General features: G+C 48.7%; 21 protein-coding genes. 1 reads left to right on the forward strand and 20 read right to left on the reverse strand.

All coding sequences use genetic code 11. From position 1 onward, the window contains the following. Positions 1–153: 153 nt before the first annotated feature. Together AC50Y5_RS23150 and AC50Y5_RS23155 are read right to left on the reverse strand one after the other, a co-directional pair. Positions 154–1,944 carry an ATP-binding cassette domain-containing protein gene (locus tag AC50Y5_RS23150; RefSeq protein WP_494863932.1) on the reverse strand — a complete coding sequence of 597 codons (1,791 nt, stop codon included), beginning with the start codon at positions 1,942–1,944 and terminating at the stop codon, positions 154–156. Further along, positions 1,941–2,810 (reverse strand): ATP-binding cassette domain-containing protein, encoded by an 870-nt coding sequence (locus tag AC50Y5_RS23155; RefSeq protein WP_494863933.1) that lies wholly within the window; start codon positions 2,808–2,810, stop codon positions 1,941–1,943. The genes AC50Y5_RS23150 and AC50Y5_RS23155 overlap by 4 nt, the downstream gene beginning before the upstream one ends. Before the next feature lie 125 nt (positions 2,811–2,935). Here AC50Y5_RS23155 and AC50Y5_RS23160 point away from each other — a divergent pair, with 125 nt between their 5' ends. After that, positions 2,936–3,565 (forward strand): biotin transporter BioY, encoded by a 630-nt coding sequence (locus tag AC50Y5_RS23160; protein WP_235533218.1) that lies wholly within the window; start codon positions 2,936–2,938, stop codon positions 3,563–3,565. A gap of 142 nt (positions 3,566–3,707) precedes the next feature. Here the strand turns inward: AC50Y5_RS23160 and AC50Y5_RS23165 are convergent, their stop codons facing one another. From AC50Y5_RS23165 to sleB, 18 genes are all read right to left on the reverse strand, one after another. Then, positions 3,708–4,199, reverse strand: a complete 492-nt coding sequence (locus AC50Y5_RS23165) for a YlbF/YmcA family competence regulator (protein WP_056038065.1) — start codon at positions 4,197–4,199, stop codon at positions 3,708–3,710. A 76-nt stretch (positions 4,200–4,275) separates the two neighbouring features. Beyond that, the gene (miaB, locus tag AC50Y5_RS23170) at positions 4,276–5,865 is read right to left on the reverse strand and encodes a tRNA (N6-isopentenyl adenosine(37)-C2)-methylthiotransferase MiaB (protein WP_056038068.1); all 1,590 of its coding nucleotides are present in this window, start codon (positions 5,863–5,865) and stop codon (positions 4,276–4,278) included. A 254-nt stretch (positions 5,866–6,119) separates the two neighbouring features. Further along, a complete protein-coding gene (locus AC50Y5_RS23175) occupies positions 6,120–6,695 on the reverse strand; it encodes a phosphate propanoyltransferase (protein ID WP_056038071.1) in 576 nt (191 codons plus the stop codon). Between the two features lie 219 nt (positions 6,696–6,914). Beyond that, positions 6,915–7,175: a stage V sporulation protein S gene (locus AC50Y5_RS23180; protein WP_025335291.1), complete on the reverse strand. Its 261-nt coding sequence runs from the start codon at positions 7,173–7,175 to the stop codon at positions 6,915–6,917. Positions 7,176–7,314: 139 nt separating this feature from the next. Further along, positions 7,315–8,109: a TIGR00282 family metallophosphoesterase gene (locus AC50Y5_RS23185; protein ID WP_494863934.1), complete on the reverse strand. Its 795-nt coding sequence runs from the start codon at positions 8,107–8,109 to the stop codon at positions 7,315–7,317. 77 nt (positions 8,110–8,186) lie between these two features. Beyond that, positions 8,187–9,728, reverse strand: a complete 1,542-nt coding sequence (gene rny / locus AC50Y5_RS23190; protein WP_046230788.1) for a ribonuclease Y — start codon at positions 9,726–9,728, stop codon at positions 8,187–8,189. Between the two features lie 231 nt (positions 9,729–9,959). Further along, the gene (locus AC50Y5_RS23195; RefSeq protein ID WP_494863935.1) at positions 9,960–10,589 is read right to left on the reverse strand and encodes a RecX family transcriptional regulator; all 630 of its coding nucleotides are present in this window, start codon (positions 10,587–10,589) and stop codon (positions 9,960–9,962) included. Between the two features lie 119 nt (positions 10,590–10,708). After that, complete coding sequence (recA, locus tag AC50Y5_RS23200) at positions 10,709–11,770, reverse strand: recombinase RecA (protein WP_056038078.1); 1,062 nt, start codon at positions 11,768–11,770, stop codon at positions 10,709–10,711. Between the two features lie 260 nt (positions 11,771–12,030). After that, entirely contained in the window at positions 12,031–13,278 is a 1,248-nt protein-coding gene (locus tag AC50Y5_RS23205; protein ID WP_056038082.1) for a competence/damage-inducible protein A, read from the reverse strand. Between the two features lie 158 nt (positions 13,279–13,436). Then, positions 13,437–14,012, reverse strand: coding sequence for a CDP-diacylglycerol--glycerol-3-phosphate 3-phosphatidyltransferase (gene pgsA / locus AC50Y5_RS23210; protein ID WP_056038085.1), 576 nt, complete (start codon positions 14,010–14,012; stop codon positions 13,437–13,439). 221 nt (positions 14,013–14,233) lie between these two features. After that, positions 14,234–14,725, reverse strand: coding sequence for a YajQ family cyclic di-GMP-binding protein (locus AC50Y5_RS23215; protein ID WP_046230783.1), 492 nt, complete (start codon positions 14,723–14,725; stop codon positions 14,234–14,236). A gap of 37 nt (positions 14,726–14,762) precedes the next feature. After that, a complete protein-coding gene (locus AC50Y5_RS23220; protein ID WP_056038088.1) occupies positions 14,763–15,662 on the reverse strand; it encodes a helix-turn-helix domain-containing protein in 900 nt (299 codons plus the stop codon). Positions 15,663–15,682: 20 nt separating this feature from the next. Beyond that, complete coding sequence (locus AC50Y5_RS23225; RefSeq protein WP_046230848.1) at positions 15,683–16,450, reverse strand: DUF3388 domain-containing protein; 768 nt, start codon at positions 16,448–16,450, stop codon at positions 15,683–15,685. A 197-nt stretch (positions 16,451–16,647) separates the two neighbouring features. After that, the gene (locus AC50Y5_RS23230; protein WP_056038091.1) at positions 16,648–16,899 is read right to left on the reverse strand and encodes a DUF3243 domain-containing protein; all 252 of its coding nucleotides are present in this window, start codon (positions 16,897–16,899) and stop codon (positions 16,648–16,650) included. A gap of 106 nt (positions 16,900–17,005) precedes the next feature. After that, a complete protein-coding gene (ymfI, locus tag AC50Y5_RS23235) occupies positions 17,006–17,734 on the reverse strand; it encodes an elongation factor P 5-aminopentanone reductase (protein ID WP_056039063.1) in 729 nt (242 codons plus the stop codon). A gap of 14 nt (positions 17,735–17,748) precedes the next feature. Further along, complete coding sequence (gene yfmH / locus AC50Y5_RS23240) at positions 17,749–19,035, reverse strand: EF-P 5-aminopentanol modification-associated protein YfmH (RefSeq protein WP_056038094.1); 1,287 nt, start codon at positions 19,033–19,035, stop codon at positions 17,749–17,751. A 5-nt stretch (positions 19,036–19,040) separates the two neighbouring features. Continuing rightward, positions 19,041–20,315: an EF-P 5-aminopentanol modification-associated protein YfmF gene (gene yfmF, locus AC50Y5_RS23245; RefSeq protein WP_494863936.1), complete on the reverse strand. Its 1,275-nt coding sequence runs from the start codon at positions 20,313–20,315 to the stop codon at positions 19,041–19,043. A gap of 169 nt (positions 20,316–20,484) precedes the next feature. Continuing rightward, positions 20,485–21,273, reverse strand: a complete 789-nt coding sequence (gene sleB, locus AC50Y5_RS23250; RefSeq protein WP_056038100.1) for a spore cortex-lytic enzyme — start codon at positions 21,271–21,273, stop codon at positions 20,485–20,487. Positions 21,274–21,303: the final 30 nt, after the last annotated feature.

The raw sequence follows: 21,303 nt of genomic DNA on the forward strand, positions 1-21,303 counted from the left end.
AGCATGGCGCTACCTTTCAAGGCGTATGCTCACAATTAGACGGCAGCATTCCCGGTAGTAGAGGGATTAAGTACAGGGTTCGAATGTCAGTGAAGCCAGCTTGCTTCCTCGAAAAATACGAAAAGAACGCTAAACCTTCGTCATCCTGAACGTTTAAAATAATGCTACCATATACAGCAGAGCCGCTCCGAAAACCGCCCCGGCAAGCAGCAGCACATCCTGACGGCCAAATCGCAAGCGAAAGCCTTGTGTCGAACGAATCTCACTGTTGCCAAACCCTCTCGCCTCCAGCGCCTCTGCCATTTGCTCCGCCATTCGCAAAATCGAACGAATGTAAGGGATAATCGCCGATGCCAGCATCGAGGGCGGCAATGAGCCGACTGGCGTAATTGCCTTCCCTCGCGCATGCGCGATTTTCGCAAACCGCTCCCATTCCTTAAGCAGCAGCGGAATAAATCGAAATATTAAGGTCACGGTCAACGTAATCGCTGAGATCGGTACTTTAAACCGGCTCAGCCAGCCGAATGTTTGCTCCAGCGCCCGCTGAATTCGCAGCGGCGTCATAAGCAGCAGCATCGGCAAGCCCAGCAGCATGGCGCAAAAAAGCGTCGCCAAGCGGAGCATCGTTCGTGCTGATTGCTCCCAATCAAACGATAAGGGCTGGATCTGCGCTCCGGCTACTACACCGAAGAGCAGAATGATTAAGGCGTAGGCTCGAATAAAGCCGAGCCAAGGCCGCATTTGAGCGCGCAGCGGCAGCCATATGGCGGCTGCAAGCGCTCCTGCCAGCAGCAAGCCGCTCCAGCTATGCTGCATGATGATGGTCGCCGCCAGCAGCATGTAGGCGGCGATAAGCGCTCTTGGATCGAAGCGCGTCGCCAGGCGCTGCGCTTCGGGCTGCGCCGGCGGGAGTTGCCGGCGCTTGGTTTTAGGCAGCGGCGGCGAAGCGTTCGCCGCTGTGGGCTTTGCGCCTGGCGATGGGCGAAGCTCCATCGCCGGAGGCGCCTGCGGCGCGGCGAGCGGCAAAGCCGCCGCGCCAGGCAGCGCCGCTGCGGCCGGGGCATCCGCCCGGCCGCTTTGCGGCTGCGCGGCGGCGGCATGGATCGCCGCCGCAAGCGCCTTTGGCGCCGGCCATACGGCGGCGCCACCGCCCGGCGGCTGAGCCGCGAAGCCGCGCAGCTTCGCCAGCGCGCGCAGCGCCTGCGGCGCAGCTGCATCTGCAGCGTGTGCGTTCGCCCACGCCGATGCAGCGACCGCTTCGCGGACTGAGCCGCCCTCGACCACGACGACTTCGTCCGCAAGCGGCAGCAGCGCTCCCGGGTCGTGCGTTGCCACGACCGCTCCGCGCCCAGACGCCTTGTGCGCCGCTAATACGGCGCACAAGCGGCTTATGCCCTCGGCGTCCAGCCCCGCCGTCGGCTCATCCAGCAGCAGCCATTGCGGTTCGCAGGCCAGCAGGCAAGCGAGTGCGAGCCGCCGCTGCTGTCCGCCGCTGAGCGACCAAGGATCGCGGGCAAGCAGCTCGGCAGGCAAGCCTGCTGCTTGCAGCGCATCATGCAGCCGCCGCTCCTTCTCCGGCGGCTCCAGCTTATACGGCTTCAGTGAATAAAGGAGCTCCTCCTTCACGGTCGCCGCAAACCATTGCGACTCCGAATGCTGGAGCGCGATGCCCGTATTCTGCACAACGCTGCGACTGAGACGTCTGCGTCTGCCCTTTTTCATCCAAAGGTTATCAGCGCCAAGCGCAATTTCGCCTTCGTTCAGCCTGCGAAGCCCTGCCATTGTTTCCAGCAGCGTGGATTTGCCCGCACCATTGCTGCCAATGAGCAGTGTAATCGTGCCTTCTTTAAAAACGAGCTTTTCTTTAATAGTCAGAAGCGTCTTGTCTCGTTCTCCCGCAGCACAGACGCGTATCTCTTCCAGTCTCCAGCTAAGGTCGGTCATCTTTGCAGCGCCTCCGCAAGCCTGTCTACGGTCAAAGGCAAAGGCTTTAAAACGATACCCAGCTTCTCCAGCTCCCAAGCGGTCTGTACCGCATAGGGGGCTTCAAAACCGAGCCGCTCGCACCAGCTCCGCCCTCCTTCTTCACTCCCCGTACTCGCCGCATCTTTTACAATAGCACTACGCTCATAAAACGACTCCGTAGTCCCGTCAAAAACGATTTGGCCCTGTTCCATCACAACGACTCGATCACCATGTCGAAGCTCAGCCAGCTTTTGCGTAATCCATATGATCGTTCCTCCTGCGGCATGAAGCTCCCGCACTTGCTCCCCAATAGCCAGGCTTGCTTCAGGATCAAGCATTGCCGTGGCTTCATCGAGCACCAGCACAGGCGAGTTGACAGCCAAACAGCCAGCAATAGCTGTCAGCTGCTTCTGCCCGCCCGACAAGGTGCCGACAGCTTGGTCCTTCCGTTCCAGCAAGCCGGTTAAGCTAAGCGACTGTTCTGCCAATGCAGCTATTTCATCGCTAGCAATTCCATGCTGCTCCAGCATCAGCACAACATCCTCCCAAGGTGTTGCGCCAAGCATGGAAGCCTCGGGCTGCTGCATCACAATTGGAATCGGCTTATTGTAGGCAGCAAGCTTTCCCCCCATTAAATAAGTCCCGCTTTTCTCGCCTACAGGAAATCCGGCTATGACCTTAGCGAGCGTACTTTTGCCACTCCCATTTCTCCCTAGCAGCGTCAACCAATCCCCTTCCTTCAGGGCAAGACTGACACCTCTTATTATTGGAAGCTGCTCACTCGCCGCATCAAAAACGCGTGGCTTAACCGTAAGCCCCTCAACCCGTATTAAATAATCGTTCAAAAAAATTTCACCTGCCCTCTTCCCCAAAGCGCCGCTCTGTGCTACAATCCATTTTGTTAACCATAAACAAATGATAATTGGTTAACATTATAAAAGCAATCATCATTTTAAAGGAGACGATTTCATTGATCAAAAGCAGTACGAATATTCGCAGCATGGTGTACATAGCCTTGTTCGCTGCCTTATTTATTGTCATGAGCAGCCTTCAATTCAAGTTTGCCGCTTCACCCGTACCGATTACCCTTCAAACGCTCGCCGTTGCCCTCGCAGGACTATTCCTCGGTGCACGCAATGGATTTTTCTCTATTTTGATTGTCGTTGTACTGGCCACGATCGGACTTCCGCTTATTAACGGAAATGGCGGCTTCGGCATGATAGCTGGACCTACCGGCGGTTTTCTCGTTGCCTTCCCCTTTTGCGCTCTGCTTGTAGGCTTCTTCACATCCAAGCTGCTTCATAGCTCTTTTGCAGCAAAAAATCGGGTCGCAACTGCTATTTTGCTATTTGTCATTTTCGAGCTGTTTAGTTCTTTTTTTGCTTATGTCATCGGCATCCCTTGGCTCATGCAAGCAACAGGCCTCTCGTTTCAAAAAGCAATGATCAATGGCTGCTACCCATTCCTCCCCGGCGATGCTGCCAAGTCCGTACTGGCCGTCATTATAACGCTGGCGTTAAAGCCTTATATTTTGCGGATACAAGCTTCAACTAGCAATAAAAACGCCGCTCCTGCTGTTCCATTCACAACAACACCATAAATTCCTTCAAATTCATTACACTCTTTACCTTCAACAGTTACAAAAAAAGGGGCTGCAAGCAATGGTATTCCACCATTGCACAGCCCCTTTCCTGTTTCATTGCACTTGCCCGAATTCCACTGGTTCAACCTCAAGCAAGTTGTTAGTCGCACTCAGCAGGCGCTTCCTCAGCTCCTGCCTCCACATTGATTTTCTCAGAAACCGTATCCCGTACAATGGAAATAACGAGCTGCAGCAAATAGTTGATGTCGGACTGGCTTTGCTGGAATTCCGTTACAATCGGAATGCCGTCCAGCTCATCCTGCAGCACTTCCATTTCCTGCTCGATTTTTTTGACCATCGTTTCGTTTTTGAAAGTTGTCTCAAATGCGACTAGTTCCTTCTGCTTTTTCTTTACAGTCGCAATTAATTCCTGAATTTTCGTATTGCCTTGAATTTGGCTTTCCGCACGGCGGTAATGCTGTACTTCCTCAGAAGTATAAATCAGGTCAGCAAGCTCCTTCGCCTTCTTCATAATGTCTTCGCGAATTAGCAAATCACGCGTATCAAACTTTGGAATGCCGCATCCTTCACCATGCTCATGATGGTGATGGCCATGCTCCGTATTGCCTTGGACCGTTTGTTGCTCAGACATATATCATCTCTCCTGTTATTTAGTTTCAAGTGTAAACGGCTGAAGCCGTCCTTTGGCAGCAAAGCTTCCGTTTCGTTTAGAGTACAACCGCTTCGCGCAGCTCCGTTCCTGTAGGCTCTGCTTTAATATACCAGGTTTTCGCTTCTGTTACTTTCGCTTGAATGAGCTGGCCAATCCATTCCTGTGGGCCTTCCAAATGAACGAGCTTGTTCGTACGTGTACGTCCAGCTAGCACATTTGCGTTATTTTTGCTCTCACCTTCAATCAGCACCTCGATTGTCGTGCCGATCATCCGTTCATGACTCTCCAGGCTCATCTGCTTCAGCAAATCATTCAGACGCTGCAGCCGACGTTTCTTGACATCAAGTGGAACATTATCCTCCATACCGGCAGCTGGCGTGCCCTCACGCGGCGAATAGATGAAGGTATAGGCTGAGTCAAAGCCCACCTCGCGAACGAGCGAGAGCGTATCCTCGAACTGCTCATCCGTTTCGCCAGGGAACCCGACGATAATATCAGAGGTCAGCATAGCATCCGGGATAGCCGCCTTAATTTTACCCACAAGCTCTAAATACATTTCACGCGAATATTTACGGCTCATCCGTTTAAGCACTTCCGTGCTGCCCGATTGAACAGGCAGATGAATATGCTCGACCAGATTGCCCCGCTGCGCCAGCACCTCAATGAGATGATCATCAAAATCTCTAGGATGGCTCGTTGTAAACCGAACACGCGGAATGTCGATTTTAGACATGTCGTTCATGAGGTCGCCAAAGCGATACGCTATATCTTCAAAATCTTTGCCGTAAGCGTTCACGTTTTGCCCAAGCAGCGTCACTTCCTTGAAGCCTTGTCTTGCCAGCTCCCTTACTTCGGCGATGACGTCCTCCGGACGGCGGCTGCGTTCCTTGCCTCTTGTATAAGGCACAATGCAGTAAGTGCAAAATTTATCGCACCCATACATAATGTTAACCCAAGCCCGCATGCCTTCACGTTTCTTCGGCATGTTTTCGATAATGTCGCCTTCTTTGGACCACACCTCGACAACCATCTCTTTGCTGAAATAGGCATTTTGCAGCAGGAACGGCAAGCGGTGAATGTTATGCGTACCAAAAATCATATCGACGAAGGAATGTTTTTGCAAAATACGTCCGACAACCGATTCCTCCTGCGACATGCAGCCGCATACGCCGAGCAGCAAGCCCGGCTTCTGCTGCTTCAGCACCTTAAGATGCCCAAGCTCCCCGAACACTTTATCCTCGGCATTTTCCCGGATCGCACATGTATTCAGCAGCACCACATCCGCCTCAGTCCGATCCTCCGTCGCCGTATAGCCCATTTCCTCGAACATGCCCTTCATAACTTCCGTGTCATGCTCATTCATTTGGCAGCCGTACGTTTGAATCAAATAAAACTTGCCTTTGCCCAGCGTCCGGAATTCCTCCGGTATGGAAAAATCATAATGAACCTCTATATCCTCTTTGCCCCGTTTTTTCTCTTCCTTGTGGTTCGGAGCAGCATTGATTTGAATATTGCGTCCTTTGATTCGATAGGTGATTTTGCCGTCTTCCTCGCTAAGCACCTTCGCATCAGAGAAATCAAAATATTTCGAGTAATCCCTATCTTTATTAGCGGCTTTCAAATCCGCTGAATTCCCCTTTGTCATGCTTTAGTCACATCCTTATATCCTTGTGCTCACCCGTGTTTAAACATCAATAAGAAATTATAACACATATAAGTCCATCGAATCCATTACTGTTGCTGCTAATGCTCTATTTTTTCCAACAAATCTTGAAAACGCCTTCTTATTTGCTTGAAAAAATCAAAAAACGAATAGCAGCGAAGGAGCTGCTATCCGTTTCAAAAATGAGAAAAACCTATTACAGCTTCTTCACAAGCTGTATCTTGGAAAAAGGATGATTAGCCTACAATTTCAGCTGTATCCCCGTTTTTAATGCCTGCGGCATTCGCTTCATCCGTATCAATATGCATGTCCAATGCGAAATCTGGGGATACACGGGCGATCACTTCCTCAAATACGACGCCACGATCTCCGCCAAAACGCACTTTCAGCTTTTGCTTGTCGGCAATGCCCCATTTTTCAGCATCGCTCGTGTGGAAATGAATATGGCGGGCTGCAACGATAACGCCTTCTTCAATCGTCACTTCGCCAGCCGGCCCTTTCAGCGTAATGCCAGCCGAACCGCTAATATCACCGGATTCTCGAACAGGCGGGTTTACACCAATCGAGAAAGCATCCGTGCGGGAAACTTCAAGCTGAGTCGCCTTGCGGACAGGCCCAAGAATTCTTACTTTAGGAAAAGAAGATTTCGGTCCGATTACGGCAACCGTTTCATTTGCTGCATATTGTCCTGGCTGTGAGAGAGCTTTCGCCTCCGTCAGCTCGTAGCCTTCTCCAAATAAAATCGCGACATGCTCTTGAGATAAATGAATATGGCGTGCCGATACCCCTACAGGTACTAGTTTTTGTGTCATTGCATTTACTTCCCTTCGCTTATTGATCTGCTTTCCTTGCAACAAGGATCATGTGCCCTAACCCGCAACATGCTAGGGCAATCATAACATTTATTTGTTTTATCCCACAACAACATATGTCACTATAAAGCAAAAAACCTGCTTACGCGATTGTAGGCAGGCGTTACATATGAACTTTTTTCTACATTTCTCTAACGACTTAAGGCTTCGTTTAAGCGCTTATCTAGGCTCAACAATGAGCTTAATCGCTGTCCGATCCTCGCCATCAATCACGATGTCTGTAAAAGCCGGTATACAAATTAAATCCACCCCGCTGGGAGCAACAAATCCTCGCGCAATCGCAACTGCCTTAATTGCTTGATTTAGTGCACCCGCCCCGATAGCTTGTAATTCAGCGGCGCCGCGTTCACGTAAAACTCCGGCCAGCGCACCTGCAACGGAATTTGGATTGGACTTTGCTGAAACTTTTAATACATCCATAAAAATGTACCTCCTCGGGAATGATGGATGGATTCCACTACTAGCAATAGTATTCGAGAGAGGTAGAAAAATTCCTGCTTTTATTGCCGAAATTAACAAACTGTTCTGAATTGTCTAAACTTTCAATAAAAAAAAGCTGCTACATGAGCAGCCAATCTTCTTCTACAAGTCTAATTTTTTGGAATTTGGTCGTTTCGCCTGTCGCATCGTCGATTTGGATCGACACGCCATGCAAATGCCATTTGCCTTCATCCACGACAAAACGTGTAGGCATTTGGGTCATAAACCGATGCAGCACCGCATTGCGCTCCATCCCCAGCACACCGTCCTTCGGCCCCGTCATGCCAACATCCGTCAAGTAGGCTGTGCCGCCTGGCAAAATCGTGTCGTCATTCGTCTGAACATGTGTATGTGTCCCTACAACGACAGAAGCATGTCCAGCCAAATGCCAGCCCATTGCAATTTTTTCCGAAGTCGCTTCCGCGTGAAAATCGACCAAAATATTTTTCGTTGTTCCATGCGCCTCCTCGATTAGCTCATCCGCTTTGCGAAACGGACAATCAATCGGCGGCAAAAACGTTCTTCCCTGCAAATTTATAATGGCGAGCTGCTTGCCGTTCGCTTTAATAATCGCCATGCCTTGTCCTGGCGTTCCTTCCGCGAAGTTCGCAGGTCTTACGATACGAGGCTCATCATCTATCCAGTCAAAAATATCTTTGTTATCCCAAGTATGATTGCCCATCGTAATCCCATGAACACCGCATTCAAACAGCTCATTGACAATGTTCTTTGTAATGCCCCGGCCTGCCGCTGCATTTTCGCCATTTACGATAATAATATGCGGGTTGTATTTCGATTTAAGCGCTGGAAGCACTTGCTTAACGGCTGCACGCCCTACACTTCCAACAATATCCCCAATAAATAATACGTTCATTGCTGCTCACTTCCTTTTACCTATTCAGACAGGAAAAGTGGCTGCAGGGCAGCCACTTTTCCGCGTTGCTATGCTGTTTACTTCGCGTATTCCACAGCCCGTGTCTCACGAATAACGGTGACTTTGATGTGGCCTGGATAATCAAGCTCACTTTCAATCTTCTTCGTAATGTCGCGAGCGAGTCGGAATGCTTCTGTATCGTCAATCTTCTCAGGCTGTACCATAACGCGTACTTCACGGCCGGCCTGGATGGCATACGATTTCTCAACACCATCGAATGACTCCGAAATATTCTCCAGCTTCTCCAGACGCTTGATGTACGTTTCGAGCGTCTCACGGCGTGCGCCTGGACGTGCTGCCGACAAGGCGTCAGCTGCACCAACCAGCATTGCGATAACCGAAGTGGCTTCACAATCGCCATGGTGGGAAGCGATACTGTTAATAACAACAGGATGTTCTTTGTACTTCTTGGCTAATTCAACGCCAATCTCAACGTGCGAGCCTTCAACCTCATGGTCAAGTGCTTTACCGATGTCATGCAGCAAGCCTGCACGCTTCGCGAGAGTAATATCCTCGCCCAGCTCGGCAGCCATAAGTCCAGTCAAGTAAGCAACCTCCATGGAGTGCTTGAGCACGTTTTGACCGTAGCTTGTCCGATACTTGAGTCTTCCCAAAATCTTAATCAAGTCAGGATGCAAGCCATGCACACCCACCTCAAAAGTAGCTTGCTCACCGTATTCACGGATACGCTCGTCCACTTCCTTGCGTGATTTCTCAACCATCTCTTCAATACGAGCAGGATGGATACGTCCGTCAGCGACAAGCTTCTCAAGTGAAGTTCGGGCAATTTCACGCCGGATAGGATCGAAGCCGGACAGGATGACCGCTTCCGGTGTATCGTCGATAATGAGATCGATACCGGTCAATGTTTCCAGAGCGCGGATATTACGACCTTCGCGTCCGATAATGCGGCCTTTCATTTCCTCATTCGGTAAGGAGACGACTGATACAGTCGTTTCTGCTACGTGATCAGCCGCACAACGTTGGATAGCGAGCGATATAATATCACGTGCTTTTTTATCTGCTTCTTCTTTAGCCTGCTGCTCGATTTCCTTGATCATCTGCGCTGTCTCATGTCGTACTTCCTGTTCAACATTAGACAAAATAATCGATTTCGCACCTTCCATCGTCAAGCCGGAAATTCGCTCCAGCTCGCTAAGCTGCTGCTTATAGATGGTATCAATCTGTTCTTGGGTTTCATCGATCCGTTTCTCTTTGTTGGCAACTAATTCTTCTTTGCGTTCCAGCGCTTCTAATTTTTTATCCAACGACTCCTCTTTCTGGAGTAAACGTCTGTCCTGTCGCTGAACCTCATTACGACGTTCACGAATGTCTTTTTCAGCTTCGGTACGAAGTTTGTGGACTTCATCTTTCGCTTCCAGCACCGTTTCCTTTTTCTGCGCTTCTGCTTCTTTTTTCGCATTTTCTACGATTTGGATAGCAGCCTGCTCAGCACTGGAAATTTTGGCTTCGGCAATCGACTTTCGAATAAAATAACCAACTCCAAAGAAAATAACGCCAACAACGAGACTGATCAAGATCGTCCAAATAGGATTCATCCTCTTGTTCACCTCCTCGTTGCATTCACAAAAGCAAACGCTTGGAATGATATTTGATTTTAGTCGGTTTCCATACCGTTTTCATCTTCTAACAACTTGCCGAAAATAATCTTCTCAAATCAATTTTTGGAAGGAAAATAGATTTGATGTGGAAGGAATACAAATTCATTTTATCTTTTGGTAAAATCAATTGTCAAGCAAAAGCCCAACGTGATCTTTTTGCTTTATTGATTATGCATTCTCTTCCGCTGATTTTACTGCGGCTTTAATAATGTCTACAGGAAAGCCCCTTCGTATTAAAAAAGCTGCCAGCTTGCGTCTGCGCTCAAACGGCTCGCCTTTTATAGTTCGCCATTTTTTGGAAGCGGTAGCAATAGCTGTTTCAAGCTCCATCTCACTGTCAATTGCCGAAGTAGCGGCAAGCGCAGCTGTTTTGGACACACCCCGCTGCAGCAATTCCTGCTGAATGTAACGCCTGCCCTTCTGGCTGCTTTTCATTCGCTGAGCAGCAAATTGCATCGCATACTGTTCATCATCCACAATATGTTCCTTTTCTAAACGCTCAATGGTGTAATTAATATGATCCTCAGCAATTAGTTTCCGTTTCAGATACTGCTTTATTTGCTTGCTTGTCCGCGGCTTAAAACCCAAATAATAAACCGCCATCGCATAAGCGCGATAACGCTCGTCCTCGCTGCCAATTTCCTCTATTTGCGCCTCTGTAAGAAGTTGTCCTTTAAACAGTGTATGGCGGATCAACAGATCCTCATGAACCGATAAAATCGGCTCTTCGCCTTCCGCGAATATAAGATAGCGGCTTCGATGCTTGCTGTCTTTCTCAACCGCTCTGATTTCAATCATAGGCCCTCCATGTTACGTTTTGCAACTAGTTATAAATGCTAAATAAAACAAGTTCGCCGTCCCTAGAAAGGAACGGCGTCATCATCATTCTTTATCCATTTCGCTACTAATTGAGCGTATTAGTCCAATTCAGACTCATCAAAATCGTCTTCATCCTCTTCTTCTTGACCAAGACCTGTCGCTTGAGTAGCAGTCGCTACCAAGTTGCTGGCATCACGAATTTGCTTATCAATGACGTCTGCAATATCTTCATGGTCTTTCAAAAACTGCTTAGCATTTTCCCGGCCTTGACCGAGGCGCTCGCCATTGTAAGAGAACCATGCACCGCTTTTTTGTACAATATCGAGTTCAACGCCCAAATCAACGAGCGTACCCTCTTTGGAAATGCCCTCACCGTACATAATGTCAACCTCGGCTTGCTTGAACGGCGGAGCCACTTTGTTTTTGACAACTTTAATACGTGTACGGTTACCAATCATATCATTGCCTTGCTTCAGTGTCTCAATCCGGCGGACATCAAGACGTACGCTGGAATAAAATTTCAAAGCGCGTCCACCTGGTGTCGTCTCAGGGTTACCGAACATAACGCCGACTTTCTCACGCAGTTGGTTAATAAAGATCGTAATCGTCTTCGATTTGCTGATGGCTCCGGATAGCTTGCGAAGTGCCTGTGACATTAGGCGTGCCTGCAAACCAACGTGCGAGTCACCCATGTCGCCTTCGATCTCAGCCTTAGGTACAAGTGCTGCAACAGAGTCGATAACAACAATGTCAACCGCGCCACTACGAACGAGCGCTTCTGCAATTTCCAGCCCTTGCTCCCCTGTATCTGGCTGGGAAAGCAGCAATTCATCGATATTAACGCCCAGCTTGCTTGCATATAACGGATCAAGTGCATGCTCCGCATCGATAAAGGCAGCTTGTCCGCCTGCACGTTGAACTTCTGCAATCGCATGAAGCGCAACGGTCGTTTTACCAGATGATTCCGGTCCATATACTTCAATAATACGTCCTCTCGGGAAACCCCCGATTCCAAGTGCGATATCTAAAGCAAGCGAGCCGCTCGGCACGACCTCCACTTGCATATGTGTTGATTCCCCTAGTTTCATGATAGAGCCCTTGCCGAATTGTTTCTCAATTTGACGCATAGCCATATCTAACGCAGCACGACGATCAGCCAATCAACTCACATCCTTCGTTATTTATAATATAATGATAACCTTTTTCCGACCCTTTGCCAAGCACTTTTTCGAACATACATTCGTTTTTTTTGTGAAGCCGACGGAAGGCATGCAACTTTTAAATATCTGTAACTAAACAAAAAAAACCGCAGCAAAGTTATCTTCGCCACGGTTCTTCCGTAAGTTGAGTTCAGTATACGCCCGTTTCCGGCAAAAAGCAACACCTTTCGCCAAATTTTGGTCGAAGAACTCTTATATAGTTAGTTTTGAATTGCAAGCCACAAACGGTACAGCAATGTTTTTACAGCGCGAACGCGAATAATCGTCCGGCTGCCGCTTAATTGCAATGGATAAACCATCGTCTCCTTGCCACGCTCGGCAATAGCTATATAAACAAGCCCTACCGGCTTGCCTTCACTCTCCGCAGGGCCAGCAACACCTGTTATAGACACGCCGAAATCGCTGTCTGCGAGCTGCTGCACCCGCTCAGCCATTAGCGCAGCTGTCGATTCGCTTATGGCGCCAGGAGCCCCTTCGCCCTCTAGCTGCGCAAGAGGTATGCCTAGCAGCGCATGCTTCATTTCATTCGTATACGTTACAACACCGCCCGTGTATTCCCCACTGCTTCCAGGTACGCTCGTAATCAACTCTGCTAGCAGACCGCCGCTGCAGCTCTCAGCACTAGCTAGCTTGCGTCTGCTAGCGCGAAGCAGTCTTATGACCGCCTCCTCCAGCGGAATGTCCTCTTGGGCGTATAGATGCTCTCCAATGCGTTCAATAATCTGCTCCACTGTCGCATCAATCTTGCCATCAGCCTCTGCCTGTGTGGCCGCCTTCGTCGAAACGCGAATAGCTACCTCGCCTTCCTTCGCATAAGGAGCAATTGTCGGGTCAACCTGAGCCTCGATTAGATCGAGCAGTTTAGCCTCCAAATTGGATTCCCCAATGCCTGCAAACTTCAGCAACCGCGAATAAAGCGGCTGCTCATGCCCGAGCAGCGTCCGCAGCCATTCCTTGCCCGGCCCGTCGATCATCGGCTTCATTTCCCGTGGAGGTCCCGGCAGCAGCATATAATGCGTGCCATCCTCCGTCAGAGCGTTGCCTACCGCAAGGCCCGCCGCATTGTGCAGCGGTACGCTTCCATCGATAGACAATGCCTGTCTGCGATTGCTTTCAACCATATGTACGCCTCTTGAGCTGAACAGCTCTTCGATTTTATCCATGGAAGGCTTGTGCAAGGACAAACCACGGCTCAAATAAGCAGCCAGCACATCCTTCGTCAAATCATCAAGCGTGGGCCCCAAACCGCCTGTAAACACGAGCAGGTCAGCGCGTTCTCTCGCTGTCACAATTGCTTTGCGAATACGCTCGGGGTTATCCCCGACTACGGTTTGAAAATAAACATCAATGCCTAGCGCGGCCAGCTCTTGGGACAAATACTGTGCATTTGTATTTACAATCTGTCCGAGCAGCAATTCTGTACCTACTGCAATAATTTCTGCTTTCATGCTATTCATCCTCCTTTAGGTAATGGCAGCGCCATTTCGCGATGAAATATAAGCCCATTATAGGGGTGTAACTTATAAATTTCTTATATTTTAAGCAAAAGCATCCTTCCCGAAACAGGAAAGATGCTTTTCAAAAAACGGCAAAGCGCGTTTCATCGTTATTCAACCGGTATTAGATGTTTATTTTTCACAAAATAATCAATTCCGGAATAAAGCGTAATCGCAACTGCGACCCAGCTTGCAATCAAATCAAATGGAAATGAGATGAAAGCAAATGGGAAATTGTTAAGCAAAAGCGAGATAATCATCGTAATTTGTATAGCTGTTTTCCATTTGCCCCAGTTGCTGGCCGCCATAACACTGCCCTCAAGCAGCGCAATTTGACGAAGTCCCGTAACGGCGAATTCACGGCTAATAATCAGGATGGCAATCCAGCCAGCCAGCTTATCCATCTCCACAAGGGAAATCAGAACCGCAGCCACAAGCAGCTTGTCAGCGAGAGGATCGAGAAGCTTGCCTAAGTTGGTTACGATTTTGTTCTTACGGGCGATATACCCGTCCAAACCATCCGTACTCGCTGCCACAATAAAAATAATCGCCGCAATAATCTGGTTATATGTAATGGAATAGTCATCAAATACAACTGAGCCCACATTCATATTAACGAGTAGGAAAACCATAATAATCGGCACTAAAATAATTCTAACCAGCGTGATTTTATTGGCGAGATTCATACCTCATCCTCCCCGAATAAAACAAAATCCGTCCTGCCATTGCCTATCATTGCAATCACCTGTTCTGTCATCTGCGTCTCCCCAGATCCCTTCCGCGAAACTATCTTATCAAGTATAATACATTGTTTAATCTGGTGTCAAAATGAAGAAAAACAGGTTTAACAAAGCCCCCTTCTCCCGCCAAAAGCGAAAAAAGAGGACTTCAATACCGCCACATGCGGTTAACGATAATTTGTAAATTGCAGCTCAATCGGCAAGTTAGCACCGCGCAGCAAATTCATAACAGCTTGCAAGTCGTCACGGCTTTTGCCGCTTACGCGAATTTGATCGCCTTGAATCAGGCTTTTCACCTTAAGCTTCGAATCGCGAATCAAAATATTAATTTTTTTGGAATGCTCCTGATCAATGCCCTGCTTAAGCTTTACATGCTGACGAACAGTATTCGCCGAAGCCGACTGAATTTTGCCGTAATCCATATTTTTGATCGGCACGCCGCGTTTAATCATTTTCGATTGCAAAATATCAATTACACTGTTCAATCTGTACTCATCATCAGAGACGAGAACCAGCTCTTCATTTTCCAGCTTAATGCTGCTTTTGCTGCCTTTAAAATCAAAGCGCGTCTCGATTTCACGCTCCGCCTGCTGAATCGCATTGTTTAGCTCCTGCATGTCCACCTTGGACACAATATCAAATGAACTTTCTGAAGACATGTAACTCCACTCCCCTATAAAATAGCTATTATCCGTGTTATGGCGTAGCCGAACCGGTCGCTTCCGGGCTGCCTGCATTCGCCGATGCCGCCGGATTCAACTGGATTTTTTTTGAGCCTGCACGGTCCCCATCGGGAACAAGCACGCCATCAACTGAAATCGTGACCAGATCGGCACGGCCCACATTGATATATAACGGCTGAGTCAATTCAAAGTTCAATGTCGAGCCGTCATTTGCATTTTCCGATAGCAGCGCGCTGCCTTTTGAGCCGCCTTCACGAACTTCCATCCAGCTTTTCCCGCCAGCAACCTTGATTTCCAGCTTGTGCACGGCTGTTCCTGGACCTACATCATAATGGTCGACTTTGCCGATTTTCGATGAAAAAGTAACCGTCACATCCTCCTGAATCGTCGGTGTAGGAGATGGTGTAACCGTAGGCGCAACAGCACCCGTTGACGCTCCAGCTTCCGGCGTTGGCGTAGGTGGTGCAGATTCATCGGTAATTTTCGTACCTTGATCAACCATATCAGAAGGTTTGTCTTTTTGATTAATGACAAAAATCCATACGACCGCCACAATCAAAATCAAAAATGACCACATCATCACATTAAAGCCGAGCTTGCCAATACGGTCAGAGCCGACAGACTGTACGCGTCTGGGCGGCCTTGTGGTAACAGGCTCCGTTAATGTTTCTGTAATCGTATTCGGTACTTCCTTCTCGTGCAGGCGCAGCACCTCTTCGGTATCAAGCCCTACAGCTTCGCAATAATTTTTCACAAAGGCCCGCAAGTAGAAGCTTCCCGGCAGCACGCTGTGATCGCCGCTCTCGATAGCTTCGAGGTAGCGTTTGCGAATTTTCGTCGTTTCCTGAATATCGTCAAGCGTCAGCCCGCGTTCTTCACGCGCCTTGCGGAGCAGCGCTCCAAGATTAGACATGCCTGCTTCCTCCTTTCAACTTAAAAATCATCCGAGTAATTTGCAGTAAACGATTCGTACGTAATTTCCTCATCCGGCGTATTGCGCAGCTCTATAATAATATCAAAATGGCTGTGATCGTATTGGGACTCTTTAATAAAAATATCGGGATGCTCAATGACCTTCGTCGAAGGCATAGCCATAATTTCCTGCAGCAAGGCATGATGGCGCTCATTGGAACGAATCGTGCTCACAATGCCGTCAATAATAAAAATATTATTTTCGTTCATTTCTTCTTCCGACAGCTGGCTTCTTACCGTTTGGCGGAGAAGCGTTGAAGAAACGAACGCCCACCGTTTATTTGAGCATACGCTGCCAGCGATGATGGATTCTGTTTTCCCTACGCGCGGCATGCCACGTAAACCTATTACCTGATTGCCTTCACGTTTAAACACTTCGCCAAGAAAGTCAACGAGAATACCCAGTTCATCGCGGGTAAAACGGAATGTTTTGCGATCGTCAGAATCCCGTTCGATATATCTTCCATGGCGCACAGCTAAAATATCTACAATAGTTGGCGTCCGCAGCTTGTTCACTGTAATATTATCAACTTTTTTCAGCATTTTGCCGAGCAGCACGATTTTTTCTTCATCATCGGTTTGCAGCAGCATGCCGCGCGTCCGGTCTTCTACACCGTTAATCGTCATTATATTAACTTCCAACATACCAAGCAAAGAAGCTATGTCGCCGAGCAAGCCTGGCCTGTTCTTATGTATCTTATATTCCATATACCATTGTTTTGATTCCAGCCTAATCACCATCCCAGCACATTGTTGACCGTACATTTCCTGTTGTCCGTCAAAATCTTATTCTACAATTTTCGCCACAATCCTGCAACCTCACATCAAAACTATTGAAAAGATAGCGGCCGGTGCTTGCGGTTATGATTCATATTCGCAGAAAAGCCTCCGTGCGGGAGGCTTTTCTGCGAATAACATGTAGCGGATTACGCCTTTTGTACCAGCTTTATCATGAGGCAGGCTAGAACTTTACGCTCGGAATCGTCGCCTGCATCCCACAGTTCCTTCAATACGCGCTGCTCCTCATTTTTCGGATCGACCTTTTCATCGAGAAAAGAACCGATTTCGAAGGCCAGGCTGGTGATGGCCTCATCATTCATTCCGATTTGCTTCGCATGCTGCACCTTGTCAGCCAAAAACTGCTTCCACGTATCGAAGTTTGTAAGAACGGTTGACATTTTTCTTCGCCTCCTTGTTTTGTGAAGAATCATCAACAGTCATTATTTTGCTTCGATACGAGGCAGATTATGCGGATCATTTGCCATCAAAAAACAGCATTTTTCCTTACGTATGCCAGCCGCCATTCGGACTTATGACTTGACCTGTAATGTAGGAAGATTCCGGCAGGGAGAGAAAATAAACGAGCGAAGCGACTTCATCCGGCTGGCCGAGGCGGCCCAGCGGAATTTCCTGCTCTAATGCTGTTTTCTCATCCTCATTGAATCCATCCATCATTTCGGTGTTTACCGCTCCAGGAGCAACCGCATTGACTGTAACGCCCGACGGCGCCAATTCCTTAGCCAAAGCTTTCGTGAAAGCGTTCATCCCTCCCTTGGAAGTGGAATACAGCACTTCACAGGAGGCGCCTGATATTCCCCAAACGGAGGAAACATTAATAATTCGGCCGAAACGATTTTCAATCATGGGCGGCATAAAAATCTGGCTGCACAAAAACATTCCCTTCAAATTGACAGCCATCAGGTCGTCCCATTCTTCCTCCGATACGTCCATGAGCATGCCATAATGCGCAACACCGCCATTGTTAACGAGTATATCAGGCATTCGGTTATGTGCCTCAAGCTTGTCTCGCATGCGCAGCAGCTGCTCCTTGGAGCGCAAATCAGCGGTAATGGTCATTGCATCTCCGCCAAGCTGCAAGCATTCCCTTGCTGTTTCATTTGCCGCCTCATGGGCGTTTAAATAATGGATGACGACATTCATGCCTTCCGCCGCGAAGCGCCGCGCAATTGCGGCGCCGATGCCACGGCTTCCCCCTGTTATAAGCACAGTCATCTCCCCCAGCGTCTTCACGCCTCAGGCTTCTCCACTATTGATACCGCCAGCTGATTAAAATCGAAATGCTCGCGCAGGCGCTCATTTGCCTGCTCAAGCGTACAGCTTTCATACAACGGCAGTACATCAAACATATCGCTGTCGCGGAAGCGGTAGCGTGTAAATTCGCCTGCGATGGATTCAGGGGAGTTCAGCATCCGCAAGTAACCGCCGATTTTTTTTCGTTTTGAGCGTTCAAAGGCGATTTCATCGAGTCCACTCTCAAGCGCTTGCTCAATAGCAGACTTAACACGAGCTAGCAGCTGCTCTGGATTTGGCGTATCTCCGCCAAGCACCGAAAACGCATAACCCGGATTTGCATTATATTCGGTTCCAAAGGAATCGGAAATAAGCTGGCTTTCATATAGCTCTTCATACAAAGCGGAGCTTGGCCCGAACAATACGTCCAGCATCAGCTTGGAAGTAACTTCCTGACGCAGCAGCTCTTCGCTGGATAGCCCTGTGTTTTTCTCCTTAAAGCCAAACATGCATTTTGGCAGCGATACCGGAAGCTTCGTTACTTTATGCGGCGTTTTGACCGAAGTCGGCTCATCCTCAAATAAACGACGTATTTCACCCTGCGGCTTGAAGTTTTTAGCCGCTTGATTGCGCCTTACAAGCTCAAATACTTCCTTCGCATCTACGCCGCCAACGACGAACAGCAGCATATTGGATGGGTGGTAAAAGGTTTCATAGCACTGATACAGCGTTTCCTTGTCAATTTGATAAATCGACTCTACAGTGCCGGCAATATCAATATGAACCGGATGGGTGTGGTACAGCGCATCAATAAGCCCAAAATAAACGCGCCAATCGGCATTATCCTTGTACATATTGATTTCCTGTTCGATAATGCCTTTTTCCTTGTCCACATTCGTATCGGTGAAATAAGGATTTTGCACGAAATTAATGAGCGTCTCTAAGTTGGCAGGAATTTGCTCCGTCGCTGAAAACAAATAGACAGTACGGTCGAAGCTCGTAAAAGCGTTCGCTGAAGCGCCTTGGGAAGCAAACGTAGCGAAAATATCGCCAGTTGGCTCCTCGAACATTTTATGCTCCAAAAAATGGGCAATACCGTCGGGAACTTTGACCGCTTCCCCATCGCCGACTGCAAACCAATTATCTACGGAGCCATATTTCGTCGAAAATGTTGCGTAGGTTTTATGAAAGCCCTCTTTAGGCAGCACTATGACTTCAAGCCCATTATCCAGCACTTCACGATAAAGCGTCTCCTGTACGCCCTTATACTCCAATGGTTGCACGATGGTTACGCCTCCTTCCGATCACGCAAATAATAAATCGTATCGAGCTGCACATTTTGTGCGACTCTGACAATATCAGCAGCAGTAACGGCCTGCACCTGCTCAAGCAGCTTCTCGGCACTTCTTTCCTTGCCGGACAGCACCGCATTAAAATCGTAAGCAATCATTTCATAAGCGGAATCCTGCAGCTCGCGCAAATGATTCGCTATCATCGCTTTCGTCTGGCTCATTTCAAGCTCGGACAGCTCGCCTTGACGCATGCTCTCAAGCTGCTCGCGAATAATTTTGACCGCTTTCTCATAGTTCTCGATTTCGATGCCTGACTGCACCGTGCATATGCCTTTATGTCCATCAAGACGGGAAGCGGCATAATAAGCCAAGCTTTCCTTCTCACGCACATTTAAAAATAGCTTGGAGTGCGGATATCCGCCCAGCACACCATTATACATAAGTGCTGCTGCATAATCATCATCGCCATAAGCGACGCCCGTACGCAGGCCCAAATTAAGCTTCCCTTGGGTCACATCCATCCGTTCAACAACCGTATGAACCTCGCGCACCTGGTGAGTAACGTCTGCCTTTGGATAATTTGCCGCTGCTCCGTCTGTCAGCTTGAATGCATCACGTACATAAGCTGTCACTTCCTCAAGCGTAGTATCGCCTACTACGTACAAATCGAGCGCCGCTTCATCAAGCCACTTCTTATATTGCTTGTAGAGAGATTCCGGGGTTATCTCGTCAATTACAGCCAGCTTGCCAAGCGGATGCAGCCTATAAGGCTCATTCGCGCACATTTCTTCAACGCAGCGCTCAGCGGCATAGCGAATTTTATCATTGACGATGGACTCCAGCCGCTTCGTGAGCGTCACTTTCTCCGCATCGACGTATTTGCGGCTGAATGCGCCATTTTCCAGCAGCGGCTCAGTCAGCACCTCGCCAAGCAGCCCTAATGACGCAGCAAGCAGCGGCGTGCCCGAAGATACGAATTGATCATTAATCACATCCATGCGGAATTGAACGATTTGAGAATCGCCACGCTTATATACATCAAAGCCGAAGCCGGCACCGTACAAATCATCGAGTCGCTCGCGAAATGCTTTCGTCTCAGGCGTCGCCGCCGTCCCTCTGCGCAGCACAAAAGGAATAAGAGCTGTCTCTGTAACCGTATCTTCTGCAAGCACGCGCCCGGCAAACAAGGAAATCGCGAACGTCTTGAAACGCTTAGTTGGCAGCACATGCAGCCGTATTCGACCAAATTGTCCTCTTTCGAAAAGTGTCACCTTCGCTAGCTCCTTCCAAACTAAATTCTTATGCCTACAAAAAGCATAACGTTCTATGCTTCAAGTAAATGTATTCCAATTTCGAGCTTCCTATACCATTCTAACCGATGCGAAAAGGAAGAAGCAACCAGAGCTGCGTTAAGGCAGAACGGTTGCTTCTTTACAGGCTCTACATGCAAAAAATATGCTTGCCTATCGTTTTCACTTGAGGCCTGGTCCATATCCACTTCGAGGTTGCCGTTTCCGGATTAAAATAATACAAGCAGCCATTTGATGGATCCTGGCCATTGATGGCATCCATGACCGCACGGCTGGCTGTTTCATTTGGCGTCAGCCAAATTTGGCCATCCGCTACCGCGGTAAAGGCACCCGGCTGAAAAATAACGCCCGAAATCGAATTCGGAAAGCTCGTCGATTGCAGTCGATTTAAAATGACGGCTGCAACGGCTATTTGCCCTTCGTAGGGCTCGCCTCGGGATTCGCCGTAAACGGCGTTGGCCATCAGCTTCAAATCATTGGCGCTGAGGCCCAGCTTATTGCCCTTGGAAAGCGAGCTTCCACCTCCGCCGCCATTGCTAGGGGCAGCTGTATTACCCGAGCCAGCTTGTCCAGATGAAGAATCTGCTGCTGTCGGCTTCCAGGCTTTAGTCGCTTCCCAAAGCTTCAGCTTTGTCGATGCCCCAACTACACCATCGGCCTTCATTCCAAATTTCCATTGGAACCAGGTAACGGCATTTTTCGTGCTTGCTCCAAACTGTCCATCCACTTTGCCGCTGAAATATCCAAGATGCTTCAGCCTGCCTTGCAGCTCGTACACATCATTGCCCGAGGAACCAACCTTGAGCGTAGCATTACTGAACGTCTCCGAAGTCTTGACTTGATGCATATGCCGGAGAGAGTAGGAGCCAAACAAGACGAAAACGAGTACTGCTGTTATGACCATTAGTCGCTTTTTCATAGAAGGATCTGCCTTTCTCTTACAAGATAG

It is taken from the genome of Paenibacillus sp. JT22N7 (genome assembly GCF_059383875.1).